The 26,471-nt window shown below is 46.4% G+C and carries 19 protein-coding genes and 1 tRNA gene; 13 read left to right on the top strand and 7 right to left on the bottom strand.

Going from position 1 to position 26,471, the window contains the following annotated elements; translation table 11 throughout:
- The first annotated feature begins 141 nt into the window (after positions 1 to 141).
- From QUB37_RS15885 to QUB37_RS15855, 7 genes are all read left to right on the top strand, one after another.
- Positions 142 to 1,473, top strand: a complete 1,332-nt coding sequence (locus QUB37_RS15885; RefSeq protein ID WP_333163550.1) for an ATP-binding protein — start codon at positions 142 to 144, stop codon at positions 1,471 to 1,473.
- Positions 1,474 to 1,475: 2 nt separating this feature from the next.
- Positions 1,476 to 3,158: a tetratricopeptide repeat protein gene (locus QUB37_RS15880; RefSeq protein WP_333163548.1), complete on the top strand. Its 1,683-nt coding sequence runs from the start codon at positions 1,476 to 1,478 to the stop codon at positions 3,156 to 3,158.
- Positions 3,159 to 3,599: 441 nt separating this feature from the next.
- The gene (locus QUB37_RS15875) at positions 3,600 to 4,802 is read left to right on the top strand and encodes a tetratricopeptide repeat protein (protein WP_333163546.1); all 1,203 of its coding nucleotides are present in this window, start codon (positions 3,600 to 3,602) and stop codon (positions 4,800 to 4,802) included.
- A gap of 79 nt (positions 4,803 to 4,881) precedes the next feature.
- Entirely contained in the window at positions 4,882 to 6,405 is a 1,524-nt protein-coding gene (locus QUB37_RS15870) for a carboxypeptidase M32 (RefSeq protein ID WP_333163544.1), read from the top strand.
- 129 nt (positions 6,406 to 6,534) lie between these two features.
- Positions 6,535 to 8,955, top strand: coding sequence for a sucrose synthase (locus QUB37_RS15865; RefSeq protein WP_333163542.1), 2,421 nt, complete (start codon positions 6,535 to 6,537; stop codon positions 8,953 to 8,955).
- Between the two features lie 608 nt (positions 8,956 to 9,563).
- The gene (locus QUB37_RS15860; RefSeq protein WP_333163540.1) at positions 9,564 to 10,274 is read left to right on the top strand and encodes a peptidoglycan-binding protein; all 711 of its coding nucleotides are present in this window, start codon (positions 9,564 to 9,566) and stop codon (positions 10,272 to 10,274) included.
- Positions 10,275 to 10,497: 223 nt separating this feature from the next.
- Positions 10,498 to 10,579: transfer RNA gene (locus QUB37_RS15855), tRNA-Leu, on the top strand.
- A 52-nt stretch (positions 10,580 to 10,631) separates the two neighbouring features.
- Here QUB37_RS15855 and QUB37_RS15850 read toward each other — a convergent pair.
- Positions 10,632 to 11,819, bottom strand: a complete 1,188-nt coding sequence (locus tag QUB37_RS15850; protein ID WP_333163538.1) for a transposase — start codon at positions 11,817 to 11,819, stop codon at positions 10,632 to 10,634.
- A 52-nt stretch (positions 11,820 to 11,871) separates the two neighbouring features.
- On the opposite strand from QUB37_RS15850, the gene tnpA reads away from it, so the two are divergent.
- Positions 11,872 to 12,270, top strand: a complete 399-nt coding sequence (gene tnpA, locus QUB37_RS15845) for an IS200/IS605 family transposase (protein WP_333163536.1) — start codon at positions 11,872 to 11,874, stop codon at positions 12,268 to 12,270.
- 192 nt (positions 12,271 to 12,462) lie between these two features.
- Here the strand turns inward: tnpA and QUB37_RS29860 are convergent, their stop codons facing one another.
- From QUB37_RS29860 to QUB37_RS15820, 6 genes are all read right to left on the bottom strand, one after another.
- Positions 12,463 to 12,591: a BrnT family toxin gene (locus tag QUB37_RS29860; RefSeq protein WP_445300031.1), complete on the bottom strand. Its 129-nt coding sequence runs from the start codon at positions 12,589 to 12,591 to the stop codon at positions 12,463 to 12,465.
- Positions 12,572 to 12,769, bottom strand: coding sequence for a hypothetical protein (locus tag QUB37_RS15840; protein ID WP_333163534.1), 198 nt, complete (start codon positions 12,767 to 12,769; stop codon positions 12,572 to 12,574). The genes QUB37_RS29860 and QUB37_RS15840 overlap by 20 nt, the downstream gene beginning before the upstream one ends.
- 252 nt (positions 12,770 to 13,021) lie before the next feature.
- Positions 13,022 to 13,681 (bottom strand): transglutaminase family protein, encoded by a 660-nt coding sequence (locus QUB37_RS15835; protein WP_333163532.1) that lies wholly within the window; start codon positions 13,679 to 13,681, stop codon positions 13,022 to 13,024.
- Entirely contained in the window at positions 13,678 to 15,990 is a 2,313-nt protein-coding gene (locus QUB37_RS15830) for a DNA phosphorothioation-associated putative methyltransferase (protein WP_333163530.1), read from the bottom strand. The genes QUB37_RS15835 and QUB37_RS15830 overlap by 4 nt, the downstream gene beginning before the upstream one ends.
- 211 nt (positions 15,991 to 16,201) lie before the next feature.
- Positions 16,202 to 19,618 (bottom strand): response regulator, encoded by a 3,417-nt coding sequence (locus tag QUB37_RS15825; protein ID WP_333163528.1) that lies wholly within the window; start codon positions 19,616 to 19,618, stop codon positions 16,202 to 16,204.
- 124 nt (positions 19,619 to 19,742) lie between these two features.
- Positions 19,743 to 20,174 (bottom strand): response regulator, encoded by a 432-nt coding sequence (locus QUB37_RS15820; RefSeq protein ID WP_333163526.1) that lies wholly within the window; start codon positions 20,172 to 20,174, stop codon positions 19,743 to 19,745.
- A 397-nt stretch (positions 20,175 to 20,571) separates the two neighbouring features.
- Here QUB37_RS15820 and purC point away from each other — a divergent pair, with 397 nt between their 5' ends.
- The 5 genes from purC to lpxA all read left to right on the top strand — a co-directional run bounded on the left by purC (position 20,572) and on the right by lpxA (position 26,435).
- Positions 20,572 to 21,300: a phosphoribosylaminoimidazolesuccinocarboxamide synthase gene (gene purC, locus QUB37_RS15815; RefSeq protein WP_333163524.1), complete on the top strand. Its 729-nt coding sequence runs from the start codon at positions 20,572 to 20,574 to the stop codon at positions 21,298 to 21,300.
- A gap of 184 nt (positions 21,301 to 21,484) precedes the next feature.
- Positions 21,485 to 23,869, top strand: a complete 2,385-nt coding sequence (locus QUB37_RS15810; RefSeq protein WP_333163522.1) for a BamA/TamA family outer membrane protein — start codon at positions 21,485 to 21,487, stop codon at positions 23,867 to 23,869.
- A 191-nt stretch (positions 23,870 to 24,060) separates the two neighbouring features.
- Positions 24,061 to 24,915: a UDP-3-O-acyl-N-acetylglucosamine deacetylase gene (gene lpxC, locus QUB37_RS15805; RefSeq protein ID WP_333163520.1), complete on the top strand. Its 855-nt coding sequence runs from the start codon at positions 24,061 to 24,063 to the stop codon at positions 24,913 to 24,915.
- Between the two features lie 89 nt (positions 24,916 to 25,004).
- Positions 25,005 to 25,526, top strand: coding sequence for a 3-hydroxyacyl-ACP dehydratase FabZ (gene fabZ, locus QUB37_RS15800; RefSeq protein WP_333163518.1), 522 nt, complete (start codon positions 25,005 to 25,007; stop codon positions 25,524 to 25,526).
- Positions 25,527 to 25,640: 114 nt separating this feature from the next.
- Positions 25,641 to 26,435: an acyl-ACP--UDP-N-acetylglucosamine O-acyltransferase gene (gene lpxA / locus QUB37_RS15795; protein ID WP_333163516.1), complete on the top strand. Its 795-nt coding sequence runs from the start codon at positions 25,641 to 25,643 to the stop codon at positions 26,433 to 26,435.
- Positions 26,436 to 26,471 lie beyond the last annotated feature (36 nt).

Genomic DNA, 26,471 nt, shown 5'->3' with positions numbered 1-26,471 from the left:
GTGATTGTTGGGTGCGCGATGTGCACCCAGCCTTTTGCATAGATTCGATCGCTCTTATTAAAATTATCTGCGTTTATCCCTGTTCATCTGCCTTAAATCTGCGGTTGAGCCTATAAAAAACCAAAAATACTAAAAAAAATTATGACTCAAAATACAGAAAAACTACTAAAAGACCTCTACAACGCCTTTAACCCATCTTCTCCTTTACCAGCAGGCGACCCGCAATATGTTGACTGTGGGGAAGTGCGAGGAGATGACAATATTACCCTAGACTTGGGCCTCAATATTGAGCGTTCAGAACCGATGACTTGCCAGTTGTATGCAGGACATCGCGGTGCTGGAAAATCAACGGAATTGCTGCGGCTACAGCAACACTTGAACAACAAAGGTTATTTTGTAGTTTATTTCGCGGCTGACGCGGAAGATATCAATCCCGAAGATACTGAATATACAGATATTTTGCTAGCTTGCACCAGACACTTATTAGAAGCAATTAAAGAGGCTGACTCCAAGCCTTTGCTCAATTGGATGAAAGACCGCTGGGACGATTTAAAAGATTTAGGGCTAACAGAAATATCTTTTGAAAAATTGAGCTTAGAGGCGCAAATTAGTCAGTTTGCCAAGTTGACGGCGAATGTGAGAACTCAACCGAGTCTGCGTCAAAAAATCCGAGAAAAAGTTGAACCCCAAACACAAACGCTGATTGATGCGCTAAATGAGTTTATTGGCGATGCTAAAAAAAAGTTGCCCAATAAATATTCGCAACTGGTAGCGATTGCCGATAATTTAGACCGGATTGTGCCATTTTCTGCGACAGACGCAGGAGGACGCAGCAATCTAGACCAAATTTTCTTAGACCGCAGCGAACAACTCCAAGCTTTAGATTGTCACGTCGTTTACACTGTACCGATTTCCCTCGTGCATTCTAACCGTGCTGCTGATTTAAGCGATAAGTACAATACTCCGCAAGTGCTGCCAATGATTTTGGTACAGAATCTAGATGGTAGCGCTCACCAACCGGGACTTGCTAAAATTAAAGAGTTGATTAAGAAGCGGGTGCAAAAAATCGCTCCAAATCTATCTTTAGAAACAGGCTTGTTTGACACCGAAGAAACCCTAGAACGGCTGTGCTTGATGAGTGGAGGTCACGTTAGGGATTTGATGAAGATGATGCGAGAAGCTGTGAATCAAACACAAAATTTGCCAATTACTGCCAAAGCGGCCCAAAGAGCAATCACGAAAGAGCGGAATGTCTACCGCAAAACTCCCGGACAAGATGAATGGTCAATTTTAGCAAAAGTCTCTATTTCTCACCGGATACTTAATGAAGAAAAGCACCGCAATTTGTTATTTAACCGCTGTATTTTGGAATACCGATATTTTGATGATGAAGGAGAAATGCAGCCTTGGTATGATGTTCACCCGCTAATTAAAGGCATTCAGGAATTTAGGGAAGCAGTCACTCTACTTTAGCCATGAAACCAGAAGCAATTGATTGGGACGAAGATTTGCCACCGGCAGAACCGGAGGAAGAATATCTAACTCTGGTACGCACTCTCAAGCGGACAGATGGCTTTAGCTTGTTGTTTGTGGAGTGTTCACCGGCGGAGGGAGAACGCTTGATTACTAGAGTTAAAACAGATATTCCGCAGCAAAATATTGAGGTTTTGCGGCTGAAGGAATCGGTTTATGATTTTTACAATCTAATTGAAGAGTTGCCAAATGGCGATCGCATCAATATCCTATTCGTCCAGGGTTTAGAATATTCACTTTATGAATACGAACAAGAGAAAAAGGATATCGGCTGGGAAAGTAAGGATATTTACTCTTACAGTTGGCGGGGAGTGCCGCCTGTTTTAATTAATTTAAACCAGCAGCGAGAACGATTTCGAGATAATTTTAAAATCTGTTTTGTTTTTCTGTTGCCTAAGTTTGCTATTGATTATTTTATTCAGCGGGCACCTGATTTCTTTGATTGGCGATCTAGTCTATTTAAGTTGTCGATGGATGAAGAAAGCTTACAAGCAGAATCAAAGCAGGCTTGTTCCGAAAGAGGGAAGCGAGAAGATTATCTAGCTTTGACTCCCCAAGAAAGGAAACGGGAATTGGTGAGGATTCAATCTTTAATTGATGAGGATGGGCAAACACCCGAACAACAAGCAGAATTGTTTTATGAACAAGGTTTATTGTATGGCTATGCTGAAGAATATACAAAGGCGAGATTCTCCTTCGACAAAGCCTTAGAAATCCAACCAGATTCATACGAAGCCTGGAACTATCGGGGCAGGGCACTAGGTAATCTAGGAAGATTGGAAGAAGCGATAGCCTCCTTAGACAAAGCCTTAGAAATCCAACCAGATGATCACGAAGCCTGGTACATTCGGGGCATTGCACTTCGTAATTTAGGAAGATTGGAAGAAGCGATAGCCTCCTACAACAAAGCCTTAGAATTTAAACCAGATTATCACGAAGCCTGGAACAATCGGGGCATTGCACTGCGTAATTTAGGCTTATTGGAAGAAGCGATAGCCTCCTACAACAAAGCCTTAGAATTCAAACCAGATAAAGACAAAGCCTGGTATTGTCGGGGGATTGCACTGTATAAATTAGGAAGATTGGAAGAAGCGATAGCCTCCTACAACAAAGCCTTAGAATTCAAACCAGATAAAGACAAAGCCTGGTACTATCGGGGGATTGCACTGTATAAATTAGGAAGATTGGAAGATGCGATAGCCTCCTTAGACAAAGCCTTAGAAATCCAACCAGATTTACACGAAGCCTGGAACAATCGGGGCATTGCACTGCGTAATTTAGGAAGATTGGAAGAAGCGATACCCTCCTACGACAAAGCCTTAGAAATCAAACCAGATTTACACGAAGCCTGGTACAATCGGGGCATTACACTGCGTAATTTAGGAAGATTGGAAGAAGCGATACCCTCCTACGACAAAGCCTTAGAAATCAAACCAGATAAAGACGAAGCATTTTATAATAAAGCTTGCTGCTATGCCTTACAGAGTCAGATTGACCAAGCGATTCAGAATTTGCAGCAAGCCATCAATCTGAATCCTGGCAAATACCGAGAAATGGCAAAAACTGACTCGGATTTTGACAGCCTGCGATCGCATACTCGGTTTCAAGCCTTGATTCAAGGATAGGGATTTGCCCTTGGGCAGGGCGGGTTTATGAGATTGTCGGTTTTAGGCAATTATTGTTGGTAAAACCCGCCCCAACAGCATCAAAAACACTCTTATTATTTATTAGTCTGTCAACGCAGACTTCGCTTGACAAGACGCGGTTTCAACCGCCGATCGCTCAAAAGGGTTACGTTAAAATGATATCTTGGGTGAGGTTTGTCACACCTCAGCGCGATCGCCCTTTCCTCTTTTCTACGCAGTAATATAAAAAAAATAGTATTAATCTATACCTACAAATCCCCGATGTAGGATTATATTGAAAAAAATTGAAAAAGTTCCCAAAATCCTGTAAAATTGCCATAAATAACCAAATAATATCGATCGAAAGCACTCACAGGCAAAAAAGATCGCATATAAAAAAGAAAAGTATCAACTAGACAGAAAATAAAGAGGTGAAACCCCTTGCAAAAATTAGCCAGCATAGAAAAGCCGATCGACTCAGGGGAAAAATCCATAGCAGTCAACACCCAAAAGGCTCAAACCTTGTACGATCGCGGCAACGCCCTAGAAGCAATGGGACGATTCCAAGCTGCGATCGAATCTTGGGAAGAAGCGATCGAACTTGAACCAAAATTTTATGAAGCCTGGTACAACCAAGGCGTAGCCCTCAAAAAATTGGGCCAGCTAGAAGAAGCGATCGCAGCCTACAACCAATCCCTAAAAATCAAACCCAACAATCCCGAAGCGTGGTATAATCGCGCCAACGTTTTGCGGAAGCTCAACAGACTCTCAGAAGCGATCGCATCCTACGAAAAGGCGATCGAACTCAACCCCAGCTACCCCGAAGCCTGGACGAACCGCGGCAACACCCTCGTCAGCTTAGAGAAATTATCAGAAGCGATCGCCTCCTACGAGAAAGCTATAGCCATCAAACCAGACTACTGCGAAGCTTGGTACAACAAAGCATTTGCCCTGAGAAAGTCCGACCAAAATACAGCGGCGATCACTTCCTACGACAAAGCGATCGAACTCAAACCAAACTTGCATCAAGCCTGGTACAACCGCGGCTTAGCCCTAGCCGATGAAAAACTCTACCCGGAAGCCGTCGCCTCCTACGACCAAACCCTGCAACTGCGGCCGAATTCCGCCGAAGCCTGGAACAAACGCGGCACGGCGATCGCACAAATGGGAGAATTTGAAGAAGCGATCGCATCCTGGGACAAAGCCCTCGCACTCAAGCCAAACGACAGCGAAACCTTTTACAACCGTGGCTTAGCCTTCGCCAACTTACAACGCTTTGAAGAAGCAGTCGCCTCTTGGGACAAAACCGTAGAGTTGCAGCCAGACAACATCGAAGCCTGGTACAACCGCGCCATAGCCCTCAAAAAAATCCAACGATTTACCGACGCGATCGCCTCCTACGATAAAATCATCGCACTCAACCCCGACGATCCCAACCTGTACTATCAAAAAGCTTGCATTTACGCCCAGGAAAAAGCAGCAGGCGAACTCACAAACAGCCCCGAACTTGTAGCCACCAGTCTCGCGCTGGCGATCGAAAACTTATCCAGGGCGATCGAACTCAATCCGCAGAAATACCGGAAATTGTGCAAAAATGACTCTAAATTACTTACAATACGGGAAGAAGTGCGGTTTTTAGCTTGATTTCAGGGTAGCTATGATTGATGGATACGGATGCCGCACTGCAACCTTTGTAGGCAAAACAGCACCATAAAGCCCAATCATGCAAACCCTAGACAAAACTCAAGCAAAATTCGCTCAACTGGCAGCCCATCTCAGAGAAGTTACGGACATCGAATCAGCCTCGTCGCTGCTGCATTGGGATCAATCCACTTATATGCCCCCCAAAGGTGCAAGTGCCAGAGGCCGCCAGTTGGCTACTCTCAAACAAATATCCCACGAAAAATTTACCGATCCAAAAATAGGTGAACTCCTAGAAGACTTGCGTTTCTACGAACAAACTCTCCCCTACGACTCCACCGCAGCCAGCCTGATCCGCATAGCCCGCAGAGACTACGATCGCGCCGCCAGAGTCCCCGCAACCTTCATGTCCGCACTCTGCCGCCACCAAGCCGACAGCTACGAGGCTTGGGCAGCGGCTAGGGCAGCCAACAATTTCGCAGCCGTTGAGCCGTATCTCGAAAAAACCCTAGAATTAAGCAGGCAATACGCCGAGTTTTTCCCCGGCTACGAACACATCGCCGATCCTTTGATCGATCGTAGCGACTACGGCATGAAAGTATCCCTGCTGCGCCCGCTTTTCGCCCAACTGCGTCAAGAATTAGTGCCGATAGTCGAAGCCATCACCTCGCAACCTCCCGCCGACGACTCCTGCTTGCACCAAGACTTCCCCGAATTCCAACAACTAGAATTCACTCGCAAAGTTGTAGAACGCATGGGGTTCGACTTCCAACGGGGACGGCAAGATACCACCCTGCACCCGTTCATGACCAACTTTTCTATAGACGACGTGCGAATTACCACCCGCGTCTACGAAGACCACTTGGATCAAGCACTCTTCAGCAGCATCCACGAAGCCGGACACGCCCTCTACGAACTCGGAAATTCCCCGGAATTTGAAGGCACGCTTCTGGCTGGTGGCATTTCCTCCGGCGTGCACGAAAGTCAATCGCGACTTTGGGAAAATCTGGTCGGGCGCAGCCGCGGTTTTTGGGAATGTTTCTACCCGCAACTCCAAGGCATATTTTTGCGACAGTTGGGACACGTATCCACAGACGCATTTTACCGGGCAATTAACAAAGTCTCGCGATCGCTCATCCGCACCGACGCCGACGAAGTAACCTACAATCTCCACGTCGCTATCCGCTTTGACCTAGAATTGGCAATGGTAGAGGGAAAACTAGCAGTGCGAGACCTCCCCGAAGCGTGGAACGAACGGTATAAAACCGACCTCGGCGTTGTCCCCGCCACCGACAGCGAAGGCGCGATGCAAGATGTTCACTGGTATGTTGGTACGATCGGCGGAATGTTCCAAGGTTACACCCTCGGCAACTTGATGAGCGCCCAATTCTACGAAACAGCAGTAAAAATCAATCCTGAAATTCCCGTAGAAATAGAACAGGGCAATTTTAGCGTACTCCACGACTGGCTAAAACAAAATATCTACCAGCACGGCCGCAAATACACTGCTGTCGAATTGATCGATCGGGTTACAGGTTCACCTTTAACTATCGATCCCTTTATCCGTTACATTCGCCATAAATACGGGGAGTTTTATGTCATTTGAGGGATAGCAACTTCACTTTGCAGACTTTAAAATTACAAAAAAAGTAGCCGCTTAAAAAAAAGGGCGATACTGTTTGAGTATCGCCTAATTTCGCAGCGGAAATCAAAAGTCTTAGATAAGGGAGTATGTATGTCTGAACTCTTTCAGGCTGTTATCGCCAGCGACGAAAAAACCGACTTACGTCAGTTTGTCAGCGATTTGCGCGCATTGGGAAACAAATATTTACTGCGAAACGACATAGTTAACGCTTTTGCCGCCTACTGCACCAAATACGAAAAGCCCGAACAGTTCCATCAATCTTCTCTTTTAAGCAAACTGATTTACTACGTTCAGGAAATTCTTCTCGAAGATGACAGCCTTTGCGTTCTGCTGCGACCAAAAATTGCTACAATGGAAATAGTGCGAGTGGCAGACGACTTGACTGTTGAGCAGATGACAGTGCAAGAATTGCTCGATGTGCGCGATCGCTACGTCAACCATTTTCATCCCCAAGAAGGCGACATCCTCGAACTAGATTTCGGCCCTTTTTACGATTATTCCCCCACAATTCGCGACCCCAAAAACATCGGCAAAGGAGTGCAATTCCTCAACCGATACCTGTCCAGCAAACTGTTTCAAGATCCCAGACAGTGGCAAGAAAATCTATTTAATTTCTTGGGTCTTCACCGCTACAATGGCGTACAATTACTAATTAACGAGCGCATAAAATCCCAAGAACAACTTTCAGAACAAGTCAAAAAAGCCCTCACCTTTGTCGGCGATCTTTCTGAAGAAGAACCCTACGAGAGATTTCGATTGGTTCTGCAAATGATGGGTTTCGAGGCAGGTTGGGGAAATACTGCCGCCCGCGTGCAAGAAACCCTAGGAATTCTTGACGAATTAATTGATTCCCCCGATCCGCAAACCCTAGAAGCATTTATTTCTCGCATCCCGATGATTTTCAAAATCGTCCTAGTTTCTCCTCACGGCTGGTTTGGCCAAGAAGGAGTTTTGGGGCGACCGGATACGGGAGGTCAGGTAGTTTATGTCCTTGATCAAGCCAAGAGTTTAGAGAAACAACTGCAAGAAGACATTCATCTTGCCGGTCTCGATAGTTTAGGAGTCAAACCTAAAGTAATTATTCTCACCAGGTTAATTCCTAACAGCGACGGCACGCGCTGTAACCAACGTTTGGAAAAAGTTCACGGTACAGAAAATGCTTGGATTTTGCGGGTTCCCTTCCGCGAATTCAATCCGAAACTGACTCAAAATTGGATTTCTAGATTTGAGATTTGGCCTTATTTGGAAACTTACGCTATCGATGCAGAAAAAGAACTGTTGGCTGAGTTTCAGGGCAAGCCCGATTTAATTGTCGGTAACTATTCTGACGGGAACTTGGTAGCGTTTTTGCTGTCTCGCAAACTCAAAGTTACTCAGTGCAATATTGCCCATGCGCTGGAAAAATCTAAATATTTGTTCAGCAATCTCTACTGGCAAGAATCAGAGGAAAAATACCATTTTTCGCTGCAATTTACTGCCGATATAATTGCCATGAATGCAGCTAATTGTATTGTCAGCAGCACCTATCAAGAGATTGTGGGCCAACCCGATAGTGTCGGTCAGTACGAATCTTACCATTGTTTTACGATGCCGGATTTGTACCACGTCGTGAACGGGATTGAACTGTTCAGCCCTAAATTTAACGTCGTGCCGCCGGGAGTTAACGAAAGTGTGTACTTTCCCTACACGCGGATCGAAGACCGGGTGCAAGGCGATCGCGATCGACTCAACGAATTGCTGTTTACTCTAGAAGACCCCGAACAAGTCTTTGGAACACTCGACGATCCGCACAAGCGCCCTTTATTTTCGATGGCGCGGCTCGATCGCATTAAAAACATGACAGGCTTAGCAGAATTGTTTGGAAAAAGCCAGGAACTGCAAGAAAAATGCAACTTAATTCTAGTAGCTGGCAAACTGCGGGTCGAAGAAACCGAAGACTACGAAGAAGCAGAAGAAATTAAAAAGCTCTACGCAATTATCGACCAATACAACCTTCACGGTAAAATTCGCTGGTTGGGAGTGAGGCTTTCCAAAAGCCTGTCCGGCGAAATCTACCGGGTAATCGCCGACGCCCAAGGTATATTTGTTCAGCCAGCATTATTTGAAGCTTTCGGCTTGACAATTCTCGAAGCAATGATTACCGGTATTCCCACTTTCGGGACACAGTTTGGCGGCCCGCTGGAAATTATTCAAGATGGGGTAAATGGGTTTTATATCAACCCGACTAACCACCAGGAGACTGCCCAAAAACTTCTAGATTTTTTATCGAAATGCGAACAAAATCCCAACTCTTGGTATGAAATTTCAACGCGAGGGATTGACCGAGTTTACAGCACCTATACCTGGAAAATTCACACGACCAAGCTGCTGACTCTGGCGCGGACTTACGGTTTTTGGAACTACTCGTCCAAGGAAAACCGCGAAGATATGCTCCGCTACATAGAGTCGCTGTTTTATCTGATTTACAAGCCGAAAGCGAAGGCTTTATTAGCAGAACACGCGAACCGATAAATGCCGAGTTTTGCTTTTTATATCAAATCCATTGGTATCGGAATTATTCTTCTCTTCCCTTTCTCTGTATCCTCTGCGTCAAAAGGGGTTTAATAATTCCGATCCAACCGAAATTGATATTACGGGGGGATAGAAGGAAAAAACTTCGCCTTTGATAGATCAACTTTGTACAAAATACGCCTGTAAAGATTTGTGAATGACGGCAGGTTTTGTACCATAAGACTGAGGCTAAAAGACGTGGTTTATACGAAAATATGTGCTTTGGTAACGAAACATCTCGGAATCAACCGGGTTTATTAGGAATAGTGCGAACCGGCCCCTACTTCTAAGACGTAACTTCTGAGTGCTGGTGTCCCGATTGCCGAAATTCTAGAGACCGGGGCAGATATCGCAACCGCGCCAGACGCTTAGAACCTTCTTAATGGCTCCAACCAATACGGTCTATTACCCCTTCCCTCGGACTTCTTGTTACCCGATCGCGAAGTAGAAGGATCTTCTTCCTTCTTGCTTCTGCTATATGTCTCAGAAAGCTGTCCGGGTAATACAATTAGATTTAGAAACATGAAAACAGCGAAACCTTGTCAAACCTCACTAACAGGATGAAATTTATGCGTGTGACTACTGTTACGATTTTCAGCTTGATTGCTCTGCTAGCTCCCGGCTTAACCCGAAAGGCCACTGCTGCTTTCGACTCCGAACCCTTGGTGCAGGAACAGTACCGCAGAGACTTTACGGCTCCCGCCGATCCGGGTGCCTCAGCATCGCCCGAAGGAAATTCCCAAGGAGATATGTTTAACAAGCCTTTTTACGCGGGCGAGCAGGCGCCAGTGAAAAAGGAAAAAACTATCTCGGCGGGAGCTGACGGGCCAGAAGTTGCCGCCATACAGCAGCGCTTGCAGGTGCACAGTTTCAAGGTGGGGACGATTGACGGTACCTATGGCTCTCGCACTACATCGGCGGTTCGTGCTTTTCAGCAGTCTAAGGGTTTGAACGCAGATGGCATTGTGGATAAAGAAACTTGGACAGCTTTAGCAGCAGATCCGGCATCAGCTTCTGAAACTGTGCAGAGCAATGCTCCAATTCTGAGCAATGCTGCTGTTCCCGGCAATCCTCCAACTCTTCTAAATAAAGGCGCTGTCGGTTCCAAGGTGAAGACGCTACAGGTGCGTTTGGAAATGCAGGGTTACGATCCGGGCCCGATCGACGGCATTTTTGGCGCTCGCACTGCTACGGCTGTCAAGAGCTTTCAGGAGAATAAGGGTTTGACCGCTAGCGGCATGGTAGACGAAACAACCTGGAAATCGCTCGGCCAAAAGTAAGTGACAAGTGAAAAAAACGGAAAATTGCTGTGGCGATAACTCATGATTGAACCCGGTGTCCCAAAATGACCGGGTTTCTCGATGTTGAGCGATCGAGCAATTTGGTCATAAGCCGGCGGATTTATCAGTGGGTCGCTTTGTTTAATCTAAAATCTAAAATCTAAAATCTAAAATCGATTGACCGATCGCTCTGTTGTGTGCTATGGTATTTAAATGTCTAAATGCGGATATGGCGGAATTGGCAGACGCGCCAGATTTAGGTTCTGGTTCCGAGAGGAGTGAAGGTTCAAGTCCTTTTATCCGCACTACTCTTAATGCTTTGTACATCAATAGTTTCAGGTGTCGAGCTTGAAATACTCACCGTCCTGAAGGAGCGGTGATTCTTGACGCTTCATAGGGTTCTGCTACCGAAGTAGTCTGACAATCCCTCTGCGCCCGTTTTGAGTCGTGGCGATTCCCCATCCCGACTTTTTCGATATTTTTGGATGCGTTTTGATCTCTATCTTGCTCAGCACCACAACTAACACAAAGCACTGAACGAATAGACAAATCAATCTTGCCCCATTTAAAACCACAATCCGCACAAACTTGGCTAGTAGGTGCCCACCTACTAATCACTTGAAACTCTCTACCAAATTTTTCAGACTTAGCCTCACAGAGAGTTCTAAACTCCCTCCATCCTTGTTGGCTAATTGCCCGTGAAAGTTTCCGGTTTTTCACCATTCCTGATATATTTAAATCTTCCAAAACAATCACTTGGTTTTCGTTGACTACTTTGGTCGATAATTTATGTAGAAAATCTTTGCGGGTATCAGCAATGCGGTTATGGAACCTAGCAATTTTGATTTGAGTTACATTTCTCCTTTTGGAGTCTTTTGGTTGACGAGCTAATTTGCGTTGGAGTTTGCGGATTTTCCGGTCTAACTTTTTATAGCTAGGACTTTCAGCTTTTTCACCATTGCTCATCACTGCAAAAGTTTTTATTCCCAAATCGATTCCGATACTTGGGTTTTTGGCATCAGAATGGACGGGTTGAACTTCTACAACAAAGCTTAGGAAATAACGATTTGCACAATCTTTGATTACTGTGACTGAGCTAGGTTCAGATGGAAGTTCTCTTGACCATATTGGCTGGAAAATGCCAATTTTGGCTAAATAAACACCGCTATTTTTAAAAGAAAAGCCTCCAATCCGAAATCTAGCAGACTGGCTGTTTGTTCTTTTTTTGAACTTAGGATAACCAACCTTGCGACCTTTCCGTTTTCCTTTACAGGAATCGAAAAAGTTCTTGAAAGCTGTTTCTAAATCCGCTACAGATTGCTGTAGAGGAATATTAGAAACTTCGCTCAGCCAGACTCTTTCTTCTGTCTTTTTCGCTTGAGTTATTACGATTTTTTGCAGATCGGCTGAACTTGGCTTTTTTTCAGACTGCTTGCAGAGAGCTAGACTGTCGTTCCAGACTTTTCTGACACAGCCAAACAGCCGAGCCAAGCTCTGCTTTTGTTCTGTTGTCGGATAAAATCTGTACTTAAATCTCGCCTTCATGGTTATATTGAATGTTGGTCTGTAAGTTTGATTATATATTGGTTAGTAAATAATGACAACCGTTTACCGTCGAGAACGAAATTCTGTTACAGAACTTAAAGTACACTTGGTCTGTATAACGAAATATCGTCGGTCTGTATTCACGAGCGAAAGTCTTTCCTTGGTTGAAAAGTCGTTTCGAGATGTCGCTCAAAAAATGAACTTTCAAGTGCTAGAGTTCAATGGCGAAGAGGATCACGTTCATGCGCTGATCGAATATCCGCCCAAATTGTCGATATCTCAAATCGTTAACGCATTGAAAGGCGTATCCAGTCGTCGTTACGGACAAGCTGGACACAAAAAACCCCACAAAGAAGCATTGTGGAGTCCTAGTTATTTTGCTGTTTCTGCTGGGGGTGCGCCTTTAGAAGTTTTGAAGGAGTATATTAGAAATCAAGAAAAGCCGTCCTAGAAGGACGGGGCTTGTATCCCATTTTTCTTGGTCAAATAATTGGTCAAACGGACAGCAATCTGTCAACGCGGACAAATAATTTGACACTCGACAAATGATGCTACTTTCTTTAGATCTTCCACAACATCTTCCGGCATACGGATCGTCACGCTAGTCATTGGACGGTTTCGATCTAATCGCTGCTTTAATGCTTCAACCTTGATACTCTGCCCTCTCCTGACGAGTTGCTTTACGTGCTGAAATAATCCGAATGGCATTTTCTTCACGCTCAATGTGAACCACATACAGTAGATTCCACCGACTACCTAGCCCAATCACCATCACGCGCTTCCTCATTGCGGCTGGCATCAACGACAACTAGAAATGGGTCAAAGAAGGATTCAGCAGTTTGTTGAAAAGTAACCCCCTCCTGATTTGTGGGATTAATCTGCGCTTTTGAGTCGTCCGATACGAAGGTAATGCCATTGAGCACGAAGTATACATTCAGGTTCCCTAGCATAGGTAAAATGTATTTACAATGTCAATGCGTTATTCACAAAAAACGATGGTTTTCAAACTACTGCCACAGCCTGTGCTGCTTATTGGGGCATTTCACTTGTGTTTTTCCATGAACACGAACGACAGGAGTTTGTTTATTTTTTCACTATTGAATAGCTTGTATCCGAGCCGCTCATAAAGACGAATGTTGCGACTCTTTTGCCCGTGAACAATTCAAAACGCTGCGCCTGCTCAAAGCAGGATTCGATGTGTATCATAATAGCAAACCATAACTCTTCGCGGACTCCAACGAAATGTCTGGGAGATTACAAAGCATATCATCCCATGTCTTCTGTGCTTGCAGTGCTTCTATAACGACTTGAAGCGGCTCTGAGAATATGGCTGGAAAATCTGCCTCTTCGGAAAACTTAATCTTAAACGCTAACTGTTCTTGAGGTGGAGTGAACTGAGCGTTGACTGCTTCTTTGTTACCTCTTGCATCAACTCGATACCAACCAACTTCAGGTAAATGGATGGCATTGAAACCGTGCAAACTATACGGCGCACCCTTGTCATCAATACTCAACCGCTGGTAGCAAAGACCTGCTGGAATTTCATTTGCCCTTAGTAACGCTGCTAACAAGTGACTTTTCGCATAGCAATACCCTGTTTTGTGCTGAAGTACATCTGAAGCTCTACAGGTTACAGGACTCATTTGATAGTCATAACTGTGACGAATTTCATCTCGCACCCACTCAAAGCAAGCCTTAGCTATCGCCGTTGGTGTCTCATATCCCGATGCGATTTGTTTAGCACATCCCATAATTTCAGGATGCTGCCAATCAATAACTTCACTCACTTTCAAGTATTCTTCCATGTCAACCGCTAGGAACGCTACAGCCTCAATTGTAAACACCTTACCAACTAATTTCAACTGTGTTCGCTACTAACCTTTTCATCCTCTGTTCCCTCTACGTTTTCTGGGGTTCGTTCACTCTTTCCTGGATTCAACTCAATCTTTTTCTGCTGACGTTCCGACGCTGCTTTTTGCAGCATTTTTAACCTTTCTGGATCAGCATTCGATCGCCAAAACAACTTATGATCTTTAATTTTAACGCAATTTTCCTCCAAATACTTCATCCATTCCCGATGTTTCTTAACTGCGCCACCATCTAGAATACCTAACTTTTCTTCTTGGCGGGTGAGTTTAGCAAACTTGTCATAATGGGGATAACTAGCAGTAACAAAAGCTTCTTTTCTTACTAAAATTGGTGGATTATACACATCAGAATAGTCTTGATAGCTCACAGAAAGGTCGCGCAAGTCTATGTGCATAGAAGTGTGAAGGGCGGGATGCGGGTTAGTGTCAAAATCGGGATAGAATAAATAGGAAATCTGAGGTTTGCGAGCGTGAAATTTGATAATTGTAGCGCCGTCAAGCCTGCCAATCGTGCGGTTGGCGCAGCCTTCGTAGAGTCGCAGCAAAGGGTCAAGTTCTTCTAATGCAGAGACGTGCACTGACAGGGAACCGGGCTGTTTGTAGCCGATCGCACTATCTTCGCAGCAATCCGCAACAATATCAGCTTTGCCCAAACTGTACAGCATTAAATCAGCCAAAGTGCAAGCTTTTTGATAATTGTCAAACAAACCTTTGATGTCATTGCGGATTTGAGCCGGGAGTCGGCGCATTGAAGGCCGCTCGCCCAAACCATTGAGAGCGAGATATACTAGCAAATCCTGGCGGCGCTTGTCGGCGATTGTCTCCCAATCATCCGCATCCGTTGCTTGCAAAATCACCCTCCAAGCGCGATTAAAACTGTGAAATTCCCCCTTGATCGCCGATTCTTCCGCTAGTTCGCCTTTAACCGGAAGGCGGCCCCGATCGCTCACAAAAGCCATCAAAGGAGCCAACATTTCCGCATAATCCTCAAACCGCTTAACTTGCGATCGCACTCTGGGAGTCGATAAGTGCGATCGAAACCGAGAAGCACGAAAACCTTCACCCTCCGCAGCATCTCGAAACACAAAATAAATTCCCAAAGCCACAGGAATTGCATCAACATTCAAAACTTGGTCAATATAAACCTTCAACTCTTCTTGTTCGTAATACTTCTGAAAAGTATTCCGAGAAGTAATCACCCCATCCCCGTAAGCAATTTGACCTCGATCACTATCGTCAATCAAAACCTGAGCCGCCACAACTAATAAATTCTTAGTTAATTCCCAAGCATTCAGCAAAGCTTCTCGTCGTTCCGCCAAAGATTCAATGACATTAATCACATAACCAATATTCACAACATCAGCACAAATTCGCGGAGTATCCGGCTGATAGTATGGGTCCCAACCAGAAATAGCATAACCCTCTTGTGCAATATATTTAACATCCCCACCGTAACCGCAACCGTAATCAAAAAAAGTCGCTCCGTCCCTTACTAAATCAGCTTCTAAAACCAGACGCAGAGGTTTAGAAAGCGAATTGCGTACCATTGCAGCTTTGTGCCGCTCGATCTTAGGAATTGATACCTCGCTATTCTCCTGTTTCAAACGCTCGACAACAGTATGATCTTGGATTTCTACACCGCAATATCCCAAGTATTTGAGCCAACCGTCGCGAGTGCCGATAACGCTAGTATTGTCAAGCAGCCCCCACTTTTCCTCGCTGCGAGTCAGCCTGGAAAACTTTTCGTAATGGGGATAATCCGCAGCTACAAAAGTTTCCTTACGGTGCAAAACCGGCGGATTTTCGCTGTTGCTGTAATCAAAACATTTAACTTCCCCCGTTGCTAGATTAATCTGGATGCTGGTTTGCAAAGCAGGGTGAGCATCTGTATCGAAATCAGGGTAAAAAAGATAAGATATTTTAGGTTGATGGAGTGAAATTTTAACTAAAGTTGCTTCATCAATATTTTCCAGAGTGCGTCTGGCACAATTTTCGTAGATTCCGAGGACAGGGCTGAGTGTCTGCAAAGCGGAAACGTGAACGTAAAAAGCCGTCGGTAATTTTTTTCCCACCTTGCTGTCGCGACAGCAGCGAGCCACCTTTGCTAGGAGATTGTCAACACATAAATTATTGATATCATCGAGCGAGTACGGCACAGCATTTGCAGAATCTTGCTCAGAGATAGCCTCTTTTTCATACAAGAAAACTTCCCGAGCAAAAACCATTAAAGGCGTTAGCAGTTTTTCATCATTTTCTAATGAATTGCTATCTAAAAAAGTGTTTGTACTGGTATCGTAATTCATAGCTAAATTAATTATTTTTTTTAATTAACCGCAGAGAACGCAGAGGACACGGAGTGAATAACTAAACAAAATTTTCCTATAATTTCTATATGTAGGATGCACACTCCGTAACGTACCGCTCGCTTTATTTGTTAGTCTATTAGAGAGGGACTTCGTTTTTGTAATGGGGATTTTAATCACCCACTAATATCGACTCCGAACGAGTAAGATATTAACCAAAGATTCGAGTCTCCACAAATTCTTGAACCCGGGCTAAATGACTGGACAAACTCACTAATATGTTCTCAATCCTCTCAATATTTAACAATTCTACCTCTGGTGGTTCAGATTGAAAGCCTCGCGCTTGATGCTCCAATTGTGCGGCCAAATCAGACATCAGAGCCACTCCCACATTAGCAGAAGTTCCCTTGAGACGGTGTGCTTGATATTCCACAGCTTGCCAATCTTTAGCTTCTAAAGCTAGTTTGGCAGCAGCCAAATCAGCTTGGGCGTCTGCCACAAAAGCTTGCAAAAGTCGCTCTGGCAATTTAATATTAACTCGTCCGAGTTGCTCCAATCTGCTCTTGTCGAACAGTCCGTCGGACTCTCTATGTTCCCAAGTTTGAAGTGCGATCGCCCTTGGTGTCGGCAGAGCCAAAACCTGCGCTTTTTCCACAATTTCTGTATAATTTGTTGCTGATTGAGATTTATTTTCCGAATTAATACTTTTAACTCCATACTTATTTTCACCTTGAACATTTAGGGCTTCATACTTTTTCAGGGCCGCCGCCAAAGCATCTAAATCTACAGGTTTGCTGAGATAATCGTCCATCCCCGCCGCCAGACACTTTTCTCGTTCCCCCGGCATAGCATGAGCAGTTAAAGCCATCACAAAAGTATGCCGATCGCTTCCTTCGATTTCCCTCAACTTTTGCGCCGCTTTGTAGCCGTCAAGTACCGGCATTTGACAGTCCATCAGCACTAAATCATAGCTTTTTTTTGCCAGCAAATCCAGCGCTTCTTGACCGTTGACCACGCAGTCAGCCTGATACCCTAAAACTGCTAACTGTTCGACAAGAACTTGTTGATTTATCGGGTGGTCTTCCGCCACCAAAATTCTCAGCGATGACAGCGAATTGGGAGTAACATATTGAGAATTAACTGGTGGCAATTTGCAAGTATTAGCAGCCTCCACTTTCCCAAAATCTCCCGTTCCCTTCACCGGCGCCTGCAAAGCCTCCTTGAGGCGGCTTGGCCGCACCGGCTCGATCAAATATCCGTTAAAACCCCGACTGCAAAGCGCTTCAGCCTTCGGCTGTTCCCGCAAAGCAGTCATGGCGATTAACGAGCCAACTGTCGAGGTCGATCGCACTTTCCTAGCAAATTCCTCCGCATCCAACTCCGGCATTTGCAAGTCCACAAGCACCACATCCCAGCTTTTTCCCCCCTCCCCCGAATTCTGAGAAATCCCGCCCTGGGCATTGTTCAACCAAGTCAAAGCCTCAGCAGCAGTTTCTGCCTCATCGCAGCGGGCCCTCCAACTTTGAGCGAGCGATCGCACTGCTGCCCTCCTCAAAGTGCTTCCAGAGACTACTAACAGCTTCTTTCCCGCAAGTTCGGGATCTTGAGGCTCAACTTGCAACTGTTTTTCCAAAGGTACAGTAAACCAAAAAGTCGAACCGCTGCCTAGCAAACTGCGAACTCCAATCTCGCCACCCATCATGTCCACTAACTGCTTGCAAATAGCCAAACCCAAACCCGTTCCGCCATAAGGCCTAGTAGGAGAATCGTCTACCTGAGAAAAAGATTGGAACAGCTTTGTTTGCCCTTCGGCCGAAATTCCAATACCAGTATCCCGCACCGAAAAGAGCAATCTTGCCTCTTGTCTACCGTCTGCCAGTCGGTTGCCCTGTTTCACAGTTATGTGAACTAGAACTTGACCGCGATCGGTAAATTTTATTGCATTCCCCGCCAAATTCAGCAAAACTTGCTTCAATCGGCCAGAGTCGCCCACCAACTTTCTCGGCACCGAATTGTCAACTAAAATATTCAATTCAATACCTTTTTCCTCTGCCAAATGCGCTATCATTTCTATCACAGACTCAACGCAGCTATCCAAATCAAAATTAGACTTTTCCAGCCGCATTTCTCCAGCTTCAATCTTAGAGAAATCGAGGATATCATTAATAACGTTCAGCAAATGTTCAGCACTGCGGTAAATAGTCTGAGCGCACTCCTCCTGTTTCTGTTCCAGAGGAGCGCGCAGCAGCAACTGAGCCATTGCCAAAACCCCATTCATCGGAGTGCGAATTTCGTGACTCATGTTCGCCAAGAATTGCGACTTCACCCGGCTAGCTTCTAAGGCTGTTTCCCGCGCTTCCACCAACTCATTAATCTTGTCGGCAACCATCACAATTCCCCCGACTTTCTCGTCTGGATCGTACCAAGGGTGAGCAGCCCACCGCAGGTACAGAACAGAGCCGTCAGCTCGTTCCCAGGCATCTTCGCTCACAGAAACTACCTGACCTTTGAGCGCTTGTTGGTACATTACTTTCCAGCGATTCGGTGTATCTGGAAACAATTCGTAATGGCTAAAATTATTCAGAGATGGCAAGTTTAAATTGAATTGACTAACCCATTTTTTAGAGTTAGCCATATAGCGCATTTGTGTATCGAACATCGCCATTGCTACAGGCACGCAAGTAATAATTTGTCTCAGTTGCTGCCGTTCCCTTTCCAGAGCATCTTCCGCCTGTTTCCGCTCAGTAATATCGCTAATCATGCCGGCCATTCGCAGCGGTTTTCCTTGGGAATTGCGCTGAGCTTTTCCCTGAGAAGTACAGTAGCGGTAAACACCGTTCGAGTGTAGCAGCCGGAATTCTACATTATAGTCTATTTCTTGTTCCAAGTGAGCGGCGATCGCCCCGACGATTCCCTCTTTGTCATCGGGGTGCAGGCGGTTGTATAGAGCGTCCATAGTCCTGCCAAATTGCTTTCGCGACAAACCGATAATTTCCAAAAGGCGATCGTTCCAATAAACCTCATTTTTACTTAAATCCCAATCCCAAATTCCGTCGTTCACTCCCTCTAAAACTAACCTGTACCGTTCTTCACTTTCCTTGAGCTTTTGACTGGTATGAAACGCCTGAAATTCGGCGCGGTAAACCCGCATCGCATTGGACAAACTGCGAGACAAACTTTCGGGAGAAAGCTTATTTTTAGCGATATAATCAGAAGCTCCTGCCTTCATCAATTCCACAGCAATTTGTTCGTCGCCTTGACCTGTGAGTACAATTAAGGGAACTTTCAGCCCAGCTTCTCGTAGATATTTTACCAAACTCAGTCCGTCTCCGTCCGGCAATCCGTAGTCGAGGAATACGCAGTCAAATTTGCACTCAAATATTTGATTTAATAGCAGCCCCTTTTCTGTCTCCTCAACCTCGCTTAAAGGTTGAGATTTATTTTGTTGGGAGAGTTTCGCGGTAGCCTGCATAGAATTTTTACTGACCGAGAGTTGGGCCAGCGCATCCGCGCAGTCTTCTGCTTCTGTAACTTCTGCCGAAACACCAGCGGACTTGAGCGAACGTTTGATCGCCATTCGATCGACTGCATCGTCATCAACTATCAGAATTTTGAGAATTTTGTCCATAACAACCGAATTGTGGATTACTCCGAAAAAGCTGCGGCTTACAAAAAGTAATTAAAATAAATGCCACGCTGAAAAATCACCAAGCTACATTAAAAAATAAATTTTTTATTAAATTTTCCCTCTTTTAGGGAATTTCGCTCAGCATCCAGTATCTGTTTAGGGTAGCCATAACTTCCACAAAGTTAGAAAAAGTAACAGGTTTAAGAATATAGCCCGCTACATTCAAATTATAAGCTTTTACTTTATCTCTATCTTCATTAGAAGTCGTGAGGACGATTACCGGAATCGACCTCAAACATTCATCCTGTCGCAATTCTTGCAAAAACTCGATCCCGCTCATTCTCGGCATATTCAAGTCCAGCAAAATCAAGCGACGCGCTTGAGGCATGGGAGGATCGGTTTTTCCTTCTCCCCGCAATATAGATAGAGCTTCTAATCCATTGGCAGCAATGTAGAGGGGGTTGACGATGTTATTTTTTTTGAAAGCTCGCCGGACGTTCATCACATCAACCTCATCATCTTCTACCAAGAGAATATGAATTTTTTTGTCTTGCATAAATCAGCCATTTTATAGATGTTTTTTAAGCGCCTGTCTCGTTGGCGAGGTTTAGTCAGCACGGCTCGCCAACCCAGCAGGTTTAATCTCTATTGTCCTTTGTGAAGAATCATTTATGCCGGGGCCGATGACGGTATCTACCTACAGGTGTACTTGCCCCTCATTCGATTTTAGATTTTAGATTTTAGATTTTGGAGGCGACCCCACGGATAAATGCGGGGGCTTAAGGATTTTAGATTTGAGATTTTGGATTGATTCCACGGATAAATCTGGGGGCTTGTACCCTCAAGAAATTCTTTGTCAGAGAATGAGCGGCACAGCCGAGATCCAAAAACTCGCCAAGAACGCCCGATCGAGCTACTGTAAAATCTAAAACTCATCTACATTATTAATCGCCATGTCAGCCGATCGCAAACTCTACGAAGGCAAAGCCAAAATCCTCTACTCGACCGAAGACAGCGAAATTTTGCTGACCCACTTCAAAGACGACGCCACAGCCTTTAACGCCCAGAAACGCGGCAGCATCGTCGGCAAAGGCGAAATCAACTGCGCCGTATCCGCCCACCTGTTTCGGATGCTAGAAGCCAAAGGCATTCCCACCCACTTCATCGACACGCCGGCCCCCAATCAAATGCGAGTCTGTCGCGTCCAAATCTTGCCATTGGAAGTCGTCGTCAGAAACATTGCCGCCGGCAGTCTTTGCAAGCAAACCGGACTCGCCCTCGGCACAATTGTCAATCCGCCGCTGGTCGAGTTTTATTACAAAAACGACGATTTGGGAGATCCGCTGCTGACCCCCGGCCGGCTCCAGTTAATGCAGCTAGCCACCCCCGAACAAGTAGACCAACTAGAAATCGCCGCCCGCGAAATTAACGAAATACTCAAAGAATTTTTCACCCAGTGTGGCATCACCCTGGTAGACTTCAAACTAGAATTCGGTATCGACCAACATCAAAATCTGATCCTCGCCGACGAAATCAGTCCCGACACCTGCCGCCTCTGGGACAACGCAGAAGCCGACCCCGACGCCCGTGTTATGGACAAAGACCGATTCCGTCGCGATTTAGGATCGGTAGAAACCGCTTACCAGCAAGTTCTCCAACGGGTTCTCGCTCAGAAAGTCTAGAGACCTTGGTAATGCGCTAGAATTGCACAGTTTGTCACCCTTCTCTTTCGATGTCAGCAATCAGCGGTCAACAGTCATCAATTAGCGGTCAGCGCGAAATTCCACCGACTTATATAACTAATGACTAATGACTAATGAATAATGACTAATGTGGTGTGTGGATTGCCCAAAAAAGTGAACAAAAATGCGTTTATCTGCTGTATTGGTGGCAGTTTTTACTGTCTCAGCAACATTCGGGTTATCAAATTCGGCAAGTGGCCAAACATCCTACTCTGAATCAGCAGAGGAAGCTTTGGCTGCCGTTCCGCCCGCCCCGTCGATCGAATTACCCGATCGCCCCATTCCAGAATTAACTGAAAGTCCTCCTCAAAACCGCAAAGCCGCTAAAACCAGCAAAGGGGAAGCCCTAAAAATAGCGGCGGCCCCTGCCAGAGGAGAACCCAACAGCGAACAACCCCCAAGGCTAGTCACAGAGCCGCCCTCCCCGGTTTCACCTCCGAGCCTTCAACTCAAACCAGAGCTAGCATCCAACCCCTCCCCCGCCTCTAGCAGCCAAAACGCGCTGCCAGAGGCGCAACAGGAAAGCTCGCTCCCCCCATCGGAAGCGGCTGTAACGCCCGCCTGGATCGCAGCAGAGCTAGGGAAACCAGAGGAATCCGGGGCGATCGCTCAAAACGCCCAAGTTCCAACAATACCGGCCCCGACGGTACCGCCCACCGACACCGTTCCCCCATTGCCCCCTGGCCCAGCACCGCAGCCCAGACAAACCCCTGCACCCGCCGGGGCGGCAGAACCGCAAGTGCTAGTTGCAGAAGTTACCGTCACCGGGGCGACGGAAGACTTGGAAAGCGAAATTTACCGAGTCATCAGCACCCAGCCGGGACGCACGACCAACCGCAGCCAACTGCAACAAGACATCAACGCCATTTTTGCCACGGGCTTTTTCAGAAACGTGCGGGCAGTACCGGAAGACACCCCGTTGGGCGTCCGGGTGACTTTTATTGTGCAGCCAAATCCGGTGCTGCGGGGAGTGACAATCACCGGTCAGCAAGTGCTGCCCCAAAGCGTAATTGACGAAAGCTTCCGCGATCAATACGGCAAAATTCTCAACCTCCGCCGCTTTGAGGAGGGAGTGAAAAAAATTAATGCCTGGTATCAAGAGAACGGCTATGTTTTGGGCCAAATCACTGATGCCCCGCAAGTAGGAGACGACGGAACTGTCACCCTAGTAGTGGCAGAAGGCCAGATCGAATCCGTTGATGTCCGCTTCCTGAACAAGGAGGGAGAGGCAACAGATGCCACGGGTCAGCCGATCGGAGGCAACACTCGTCAGTTTGTCATCACCCGTGAAGTAGAACTTAAGCCCGGAGACATCTTTAACCGCACCAAGGCGGAAAGAGATTTGAGGCGGGTGTTTGGTTTGGGAATTTTTGAAGACGTGCGACTTGCCTTGGAACCGGGAACGACTGACCCCCGCAAGGCAAGAGTAATTGTTAACGTCATTGAGAAAAATACCGGTTCTCTGGCGGCTGGTGCAGGTTTGAGTTCCGCGACGGGTTTGTTCGGTACGCTGAGTTACCAGCAGCAAAACTTGAGAGGTAGGAACCAGAAATTGGGGGCTGAAGTACAAATCGGGGAACGCCAAACGCTGTTTGACCTGAGTTTTACTGACCCTTGGATTGCGGGCGATCCTTACCGGACTTCTTATACGATTAATGCGTTTAGAAGACGATCGATCAGCGTGATTTTTGACGGTGGCGAACGGGAAGTCAGATTGCCCAACGACGATCGACCCCGCGTCGTCCGCACCGGTGCCGGCATCAATTTCACCCGTCCCCTGGATCGGAATCCTTTTGCCGATTCTGAGTGGACAGCTTCAGTCGGCTTGCAGTACCAGCGAGTCTCAATTACCGATCGCAAAGGCCGGCGCGAATCCGAGGACGAACTCGGCAACCAGTTGAGTTTTAGCGATTCGGGTTCGGATGACTTGACAACTTTGCAAGCAGGTGCAGTGCGCGATCGGCGCAACGACCCCCTCCGCCCCACTAGCGGTTCCCTGCTCAGATTTGGCATGGAACAATCGATTCCTGTAGGTTCCGGCAGCATCCTCTTAAACCGCCTGCGGGCCAGCTACAGCTTGTACCTACCAGTCAAGTACACTAACTTTACCCCCGGCCCTCAAACCCTGGCATTTAGTGTTAAAGGCGGCACCGTATTCGGAGATTTGCCTCCCTATGAAGCCTTTGCCTTGGGCGGCGCCAACTCGGTACGCGGGTACGCCGAAGGCGACCTGGGAGCCGGTCGCAGTTTCCTAGAAGCCAGCGTTGAGTACCGTTTCCCGATTATTTCGTTTATCGGCGGAGCGCTATTTTTGGATGCTGGCACTGACTTGGGCACGGGCAAAGATGTCCCGGGCGACCCGGCCGGTATCCGCGAAAAGCCTGGTAGCGGTTACGGTTACGGCCTCGGCGTGCGGATTCAATCTCCTTTAGGGCCGATCCGGATCGATTACGGTATCAACGACACTGGCGACAATCAAATTCACTTTGGAATTGGTGAGCGATTCTAATTAACGAAGAGTCATTAGTCAGCAGTCATTAGTTATTAGTTAGGAGTAATTGCTAATTGCTAATTGCTAATTGCTAATTAGTAAGCTGCGCCTCGGCGCACCCTACAAATCATGTCTAAGGTGCGCGGCTCGGCGCAACCTACTGTTAACTTCCATCTTCCATCTTCCATCTTCCATCTTCCATCTTCCAAATGACTATTCACACCCTCAAATCTGAATTTGAACTGTCGGGAATCGGTTTGCACAGCGGCGAACAAACTCGCGTCCGAGTTTTGCCTGCGGAGGTTGGGGAAGGCCGCTATTTTGTCAGAATTGACTTGCCTGGTGCTCCGAGAATTCCTGCAAAAATTGAGGCGGTTTCTCAGACTGCACTTTCAACTGAACTGGCAGGTATCGATGCTCAAATTCGCACTGTAGAGCATCTATTAGCGGCTTTGGCGGGGATGGGAGCGGATAATGCTCGAATAGAGGTAGATGGGCCGGAAGTGCCGCTGCTGGACGGTTCGGCTCTGGTTTGGGTAGAGGCGATCGCCCATACCGGCTTAGTTCCTCAAGAATCGAAGCAATACCCCACTTCCTCCTTCGTCCTAGAACAGCCAATTTGGGTGCGCCACGGGGATGCTTTTGCAGCGGCTTTACCCTCAGCCGAAACTCGATTTAGTTACGGAATTGATTTTGAGGAACAGGCGATCGGCAATCAATGGTACAGTTGGTCGCCAGAAGCAGAAAGTTTTGCTAGCGCGATCGCCCCAGCCCGCACTTTTGGACTTGCTCGCCAAGTTGACCAATTGCGACAAGCAGGTTTGATCAAAGGTGGTACCCTAGAGAACGCCCTAGTTTGCGATCGATCCGGCTGGCTCAACCCGCCTTTGAGATTTGCAAACGAACCGGTGCGCCATAAAATCCTAGACCTAGCAGGCGACCTCAGTCTGCTCGGAACTTGGCCAAAAGCTCACTACTTGGCTTACAAAGCCAGTCACAACTTGCACGTCCAACTTGCCCAAGTCCTGAAAGCGGAAGCTCTAGCTACGCTAGAGAAAAGTTAGGAAAAAACAGGTGATCTGTGAAGATTGCATCTTCCTTCTTCCTTCTTCCTTCTTCCTTCTGCCATACCACACTCAAAAGTCTTCAAGCAATGTCTACGCTGACTGAAGTTAACACCCTCAATACTGCTAATTCTGAATCCGTCTCCACCAAAAACGGTGAAGATTCTCCAGCGGTTAAATCTACTTTTACTCTCGAAGAAGTTCAGAAATTATTGCCTCATCGCTATCCTTTTGCACTGGTTGACAAGATTGTTGATTACGTGCCGTCCGAGAAGGCTGTAGGAATTAAAAATGTGACTTTCAACGAACCGCATTTTCAAGGGCATTTCCCCGGACGACCGATTATGCCTGGAGTATTAATTGTCGAAGCGATGGCTCAAGTTGGCGGTATTGTTCTGGCTCAGTTGCCCGACATCAAGCAAGGATTGTGGATGTTTACCGGAATTGATCAAGTCAAGTTCCGTCGTCAGGTTGTACCGGGCGATCAGTTGCTGATGACTGTAGAATTGCTGTGGGTAAAACGCCGCCGCTTCGCAAAAATGCAGGCTCTGGCTGAAGTAGACGGACAAAAAGTTTGTGAAGGAGAATTGACGTTTTCGATGGTAGATTAAATTGGGGAATTGGTAACGGGTAATTGGTAATTTATAACTAAGAACAGCCAACAGACAACAGCCAACAGTCAACAGACAACGGACAACAGCCAACTGACAACTGACAACTGAAAAATGCTTACTTTGATTCACCCAACTGCTGTGATTCATCCCCGCGCTGAACTTCACCCGACTGTAGAAGTGGGAGCTTATGCTGTAATTGGGGAAAGAGTGAAAATCGGGCCGGAGACTAAGATTGGCGCTCATGCAATTATTGACGGGCTAACAGAAATAGGCGCTCGCAATCAAATTTTTCCCGGTGCGGCGATTGGTTTGGAACCTCAAGATTTGAAATACGAGGGTTCTCTGACTAGGGTGAAAATTGGCGACAACAATCTGATTCGGGAATACGTGACAATCAACCGCGCTACAGGAGCCGGAGAAAGCACGACAATTGGCAATCATAATCTATTGATGGCTTATGTTCATGTGGGACACAATTGCGCGATCGCCGATCGAGTAATTATCGCCAATGCTGTAGCCTTAGCCGGACACGTTAAAATCGAGTCTCAAGCCCGCTTGAGCGGTGTTTTGGGCGTTCACCAGTTTGTCCACATCGGCCGCTTGTCTATGGTGGGCGGCTTGAGCAGGATCGATCGAGACGTACCTCCTTATATGCTAGTCGAGGGGAATCCTTCGAGAGTGCGAGCAATCAACAAAATAGGCCTCGAACGCGCTGGTTTTACAGCAGAAGATTTGCTAGTTTTGAAGAAAACTTTTCGTGTTCTATACCATTCTGGCTACACTCTAAATCAAGCTTTGGAACAGTTGGATTTGTTGCCGGAAAATCCCCACTTGCAGCACCTGCAGAGATTTGTGCAGCAGTCTATAACCAAAGGGCGGCGCGGTTTGATTCCTGGCAAAAAGTAAATGAGGTAGAATAAACCTATGAACTAAACGACTGTT

This window comes from Microcoleus sp. AT3-A2 (assembly GCF_036705685.1).
Taxonomy (GTDB): Bacteria; Cyanobacteriota; Cyanobacteriia; order Cyanobacteriales; family Microcoleaceae; genus Microcoleus.
Note: the sequence above shows the minus strand (reverse complement) of the source record. Positions and strands in the feature narration are given on the sequence as shown.

Bases quoted from the DNA above. Each gene is read 5' to 3' on its own strand.
- QUB37_RS15860 (WP_333163540.1), top strand. From the start codon at position 9,564: ATGCGTGTGACTACTGTTACGATTTTCAGCTTGATTGCTCTGCTAGCT.
- QUB37_RS15885 (WP_333163550.1), top strand. From the start codon at position 142: ATGACTCAAAATACAGAAAAACTACTAAAAGACCTCTACAACGCCTTT.
- fabZ (WP_333163518.1), top strand. From the start codon at position 25,005: ATGTCTACGCTGACTGAAGTTAACACCCTCAATACTGCTAATTCTGAA.
- QUB37_RS15810 (WP_333163522.1), top strand. From the start codon at position 21,485: ATGCGTTTATCTGCTGTATTGGTGGCAGTTTTTACTGTCTCAGCAACA.
- QUB37_RS15870 (WP_333163544.1), top strand. From the start codon at position 4,882: ATGCAAACCCTAGACAAAACTCAAGCAAAATTCGCTCAACTGGCAGCC.
- QUB37_RS15820 (WP_333163526.1), bottom strand. From the start codon at position 20,174: ATGCAAGACAAAAAAATTCATATTCTCTTGGTAGAAGATGATGAGGTT.
- QUB37_RS15825 (WP_333163528.1), bottom strand. From the start codon at position 19,618: ATGGACAAAATTCTCAAAATTCTGATAGTTGATGACGATGCAGTCGAT.
- lpxC (WP_333163520.1), top strand. From the start codon at position 24,061: ATGACTATTCACACCCTCAAATCTGAATTTGAACTGTCGGGAATCGGT.
- QUB37_RS15830 (WP_333163530.1), bottom strand. From the start codon at position 15,990: ATGAATTACGATACCAGTACAAACACTTTTTTAGATAGCAATTCATTA.
- QUB37_RS15880 (WP_333163548.1), top strand. From the start codon at position 1,476: ATGAAACCAGAAGCAATTGATTGGGACGAAGATTTGCCACCGGCAGAA.
- QUB37_RS15850 (WP_333163538.1), bottom strand. From the start codon at position 11,819: ATGAAGGCGAGATTTAAGTACAGATTTTATCCGACAACAGAACAAAAG.
- lpxA (WP_333163516.1), top strand. From the start codon at position 25,641: ATGCTTACTTTGATTCACCCAACTGCTGTGATTCATCCCCGCGCTGAA.
- tnpA (WP_333163536.1), top strand. From the start codon at position 11,872: ATGACAACCGTTTACCGTCGAGAACGAAATTCTGTTACAGAACTTAAA.
- purC (WP_333163524.1), top strand. From the start codon at position 20,572: ATGTCAGCCGATCGCAAACTCTACGAAGGCAAAGCCAAAATCCTCTAC.
- QUB37_RS15840 (WP_333163534.1), bottom strand. From the start codon at position 12,769: ATGCTAGGGAACCTGAATGTATACTTCGTGCTCAATGGCATTACCTTC.
- QUB37_RS15865 (WP_333163542.1), top strand. From the start codon at position 6,535: ATGTCTGAACTCTTTCAGGCTGTTATCGCCAGCGACGAAAAAACCGAC.
- QUB37_RS29860 (WP_445300031.1), bottom strand. From the start codon at position 12,591: ATGGTGATTGGGCTAGGTAGTCGGTGGAATCTACTGTATGTGGTTCAC.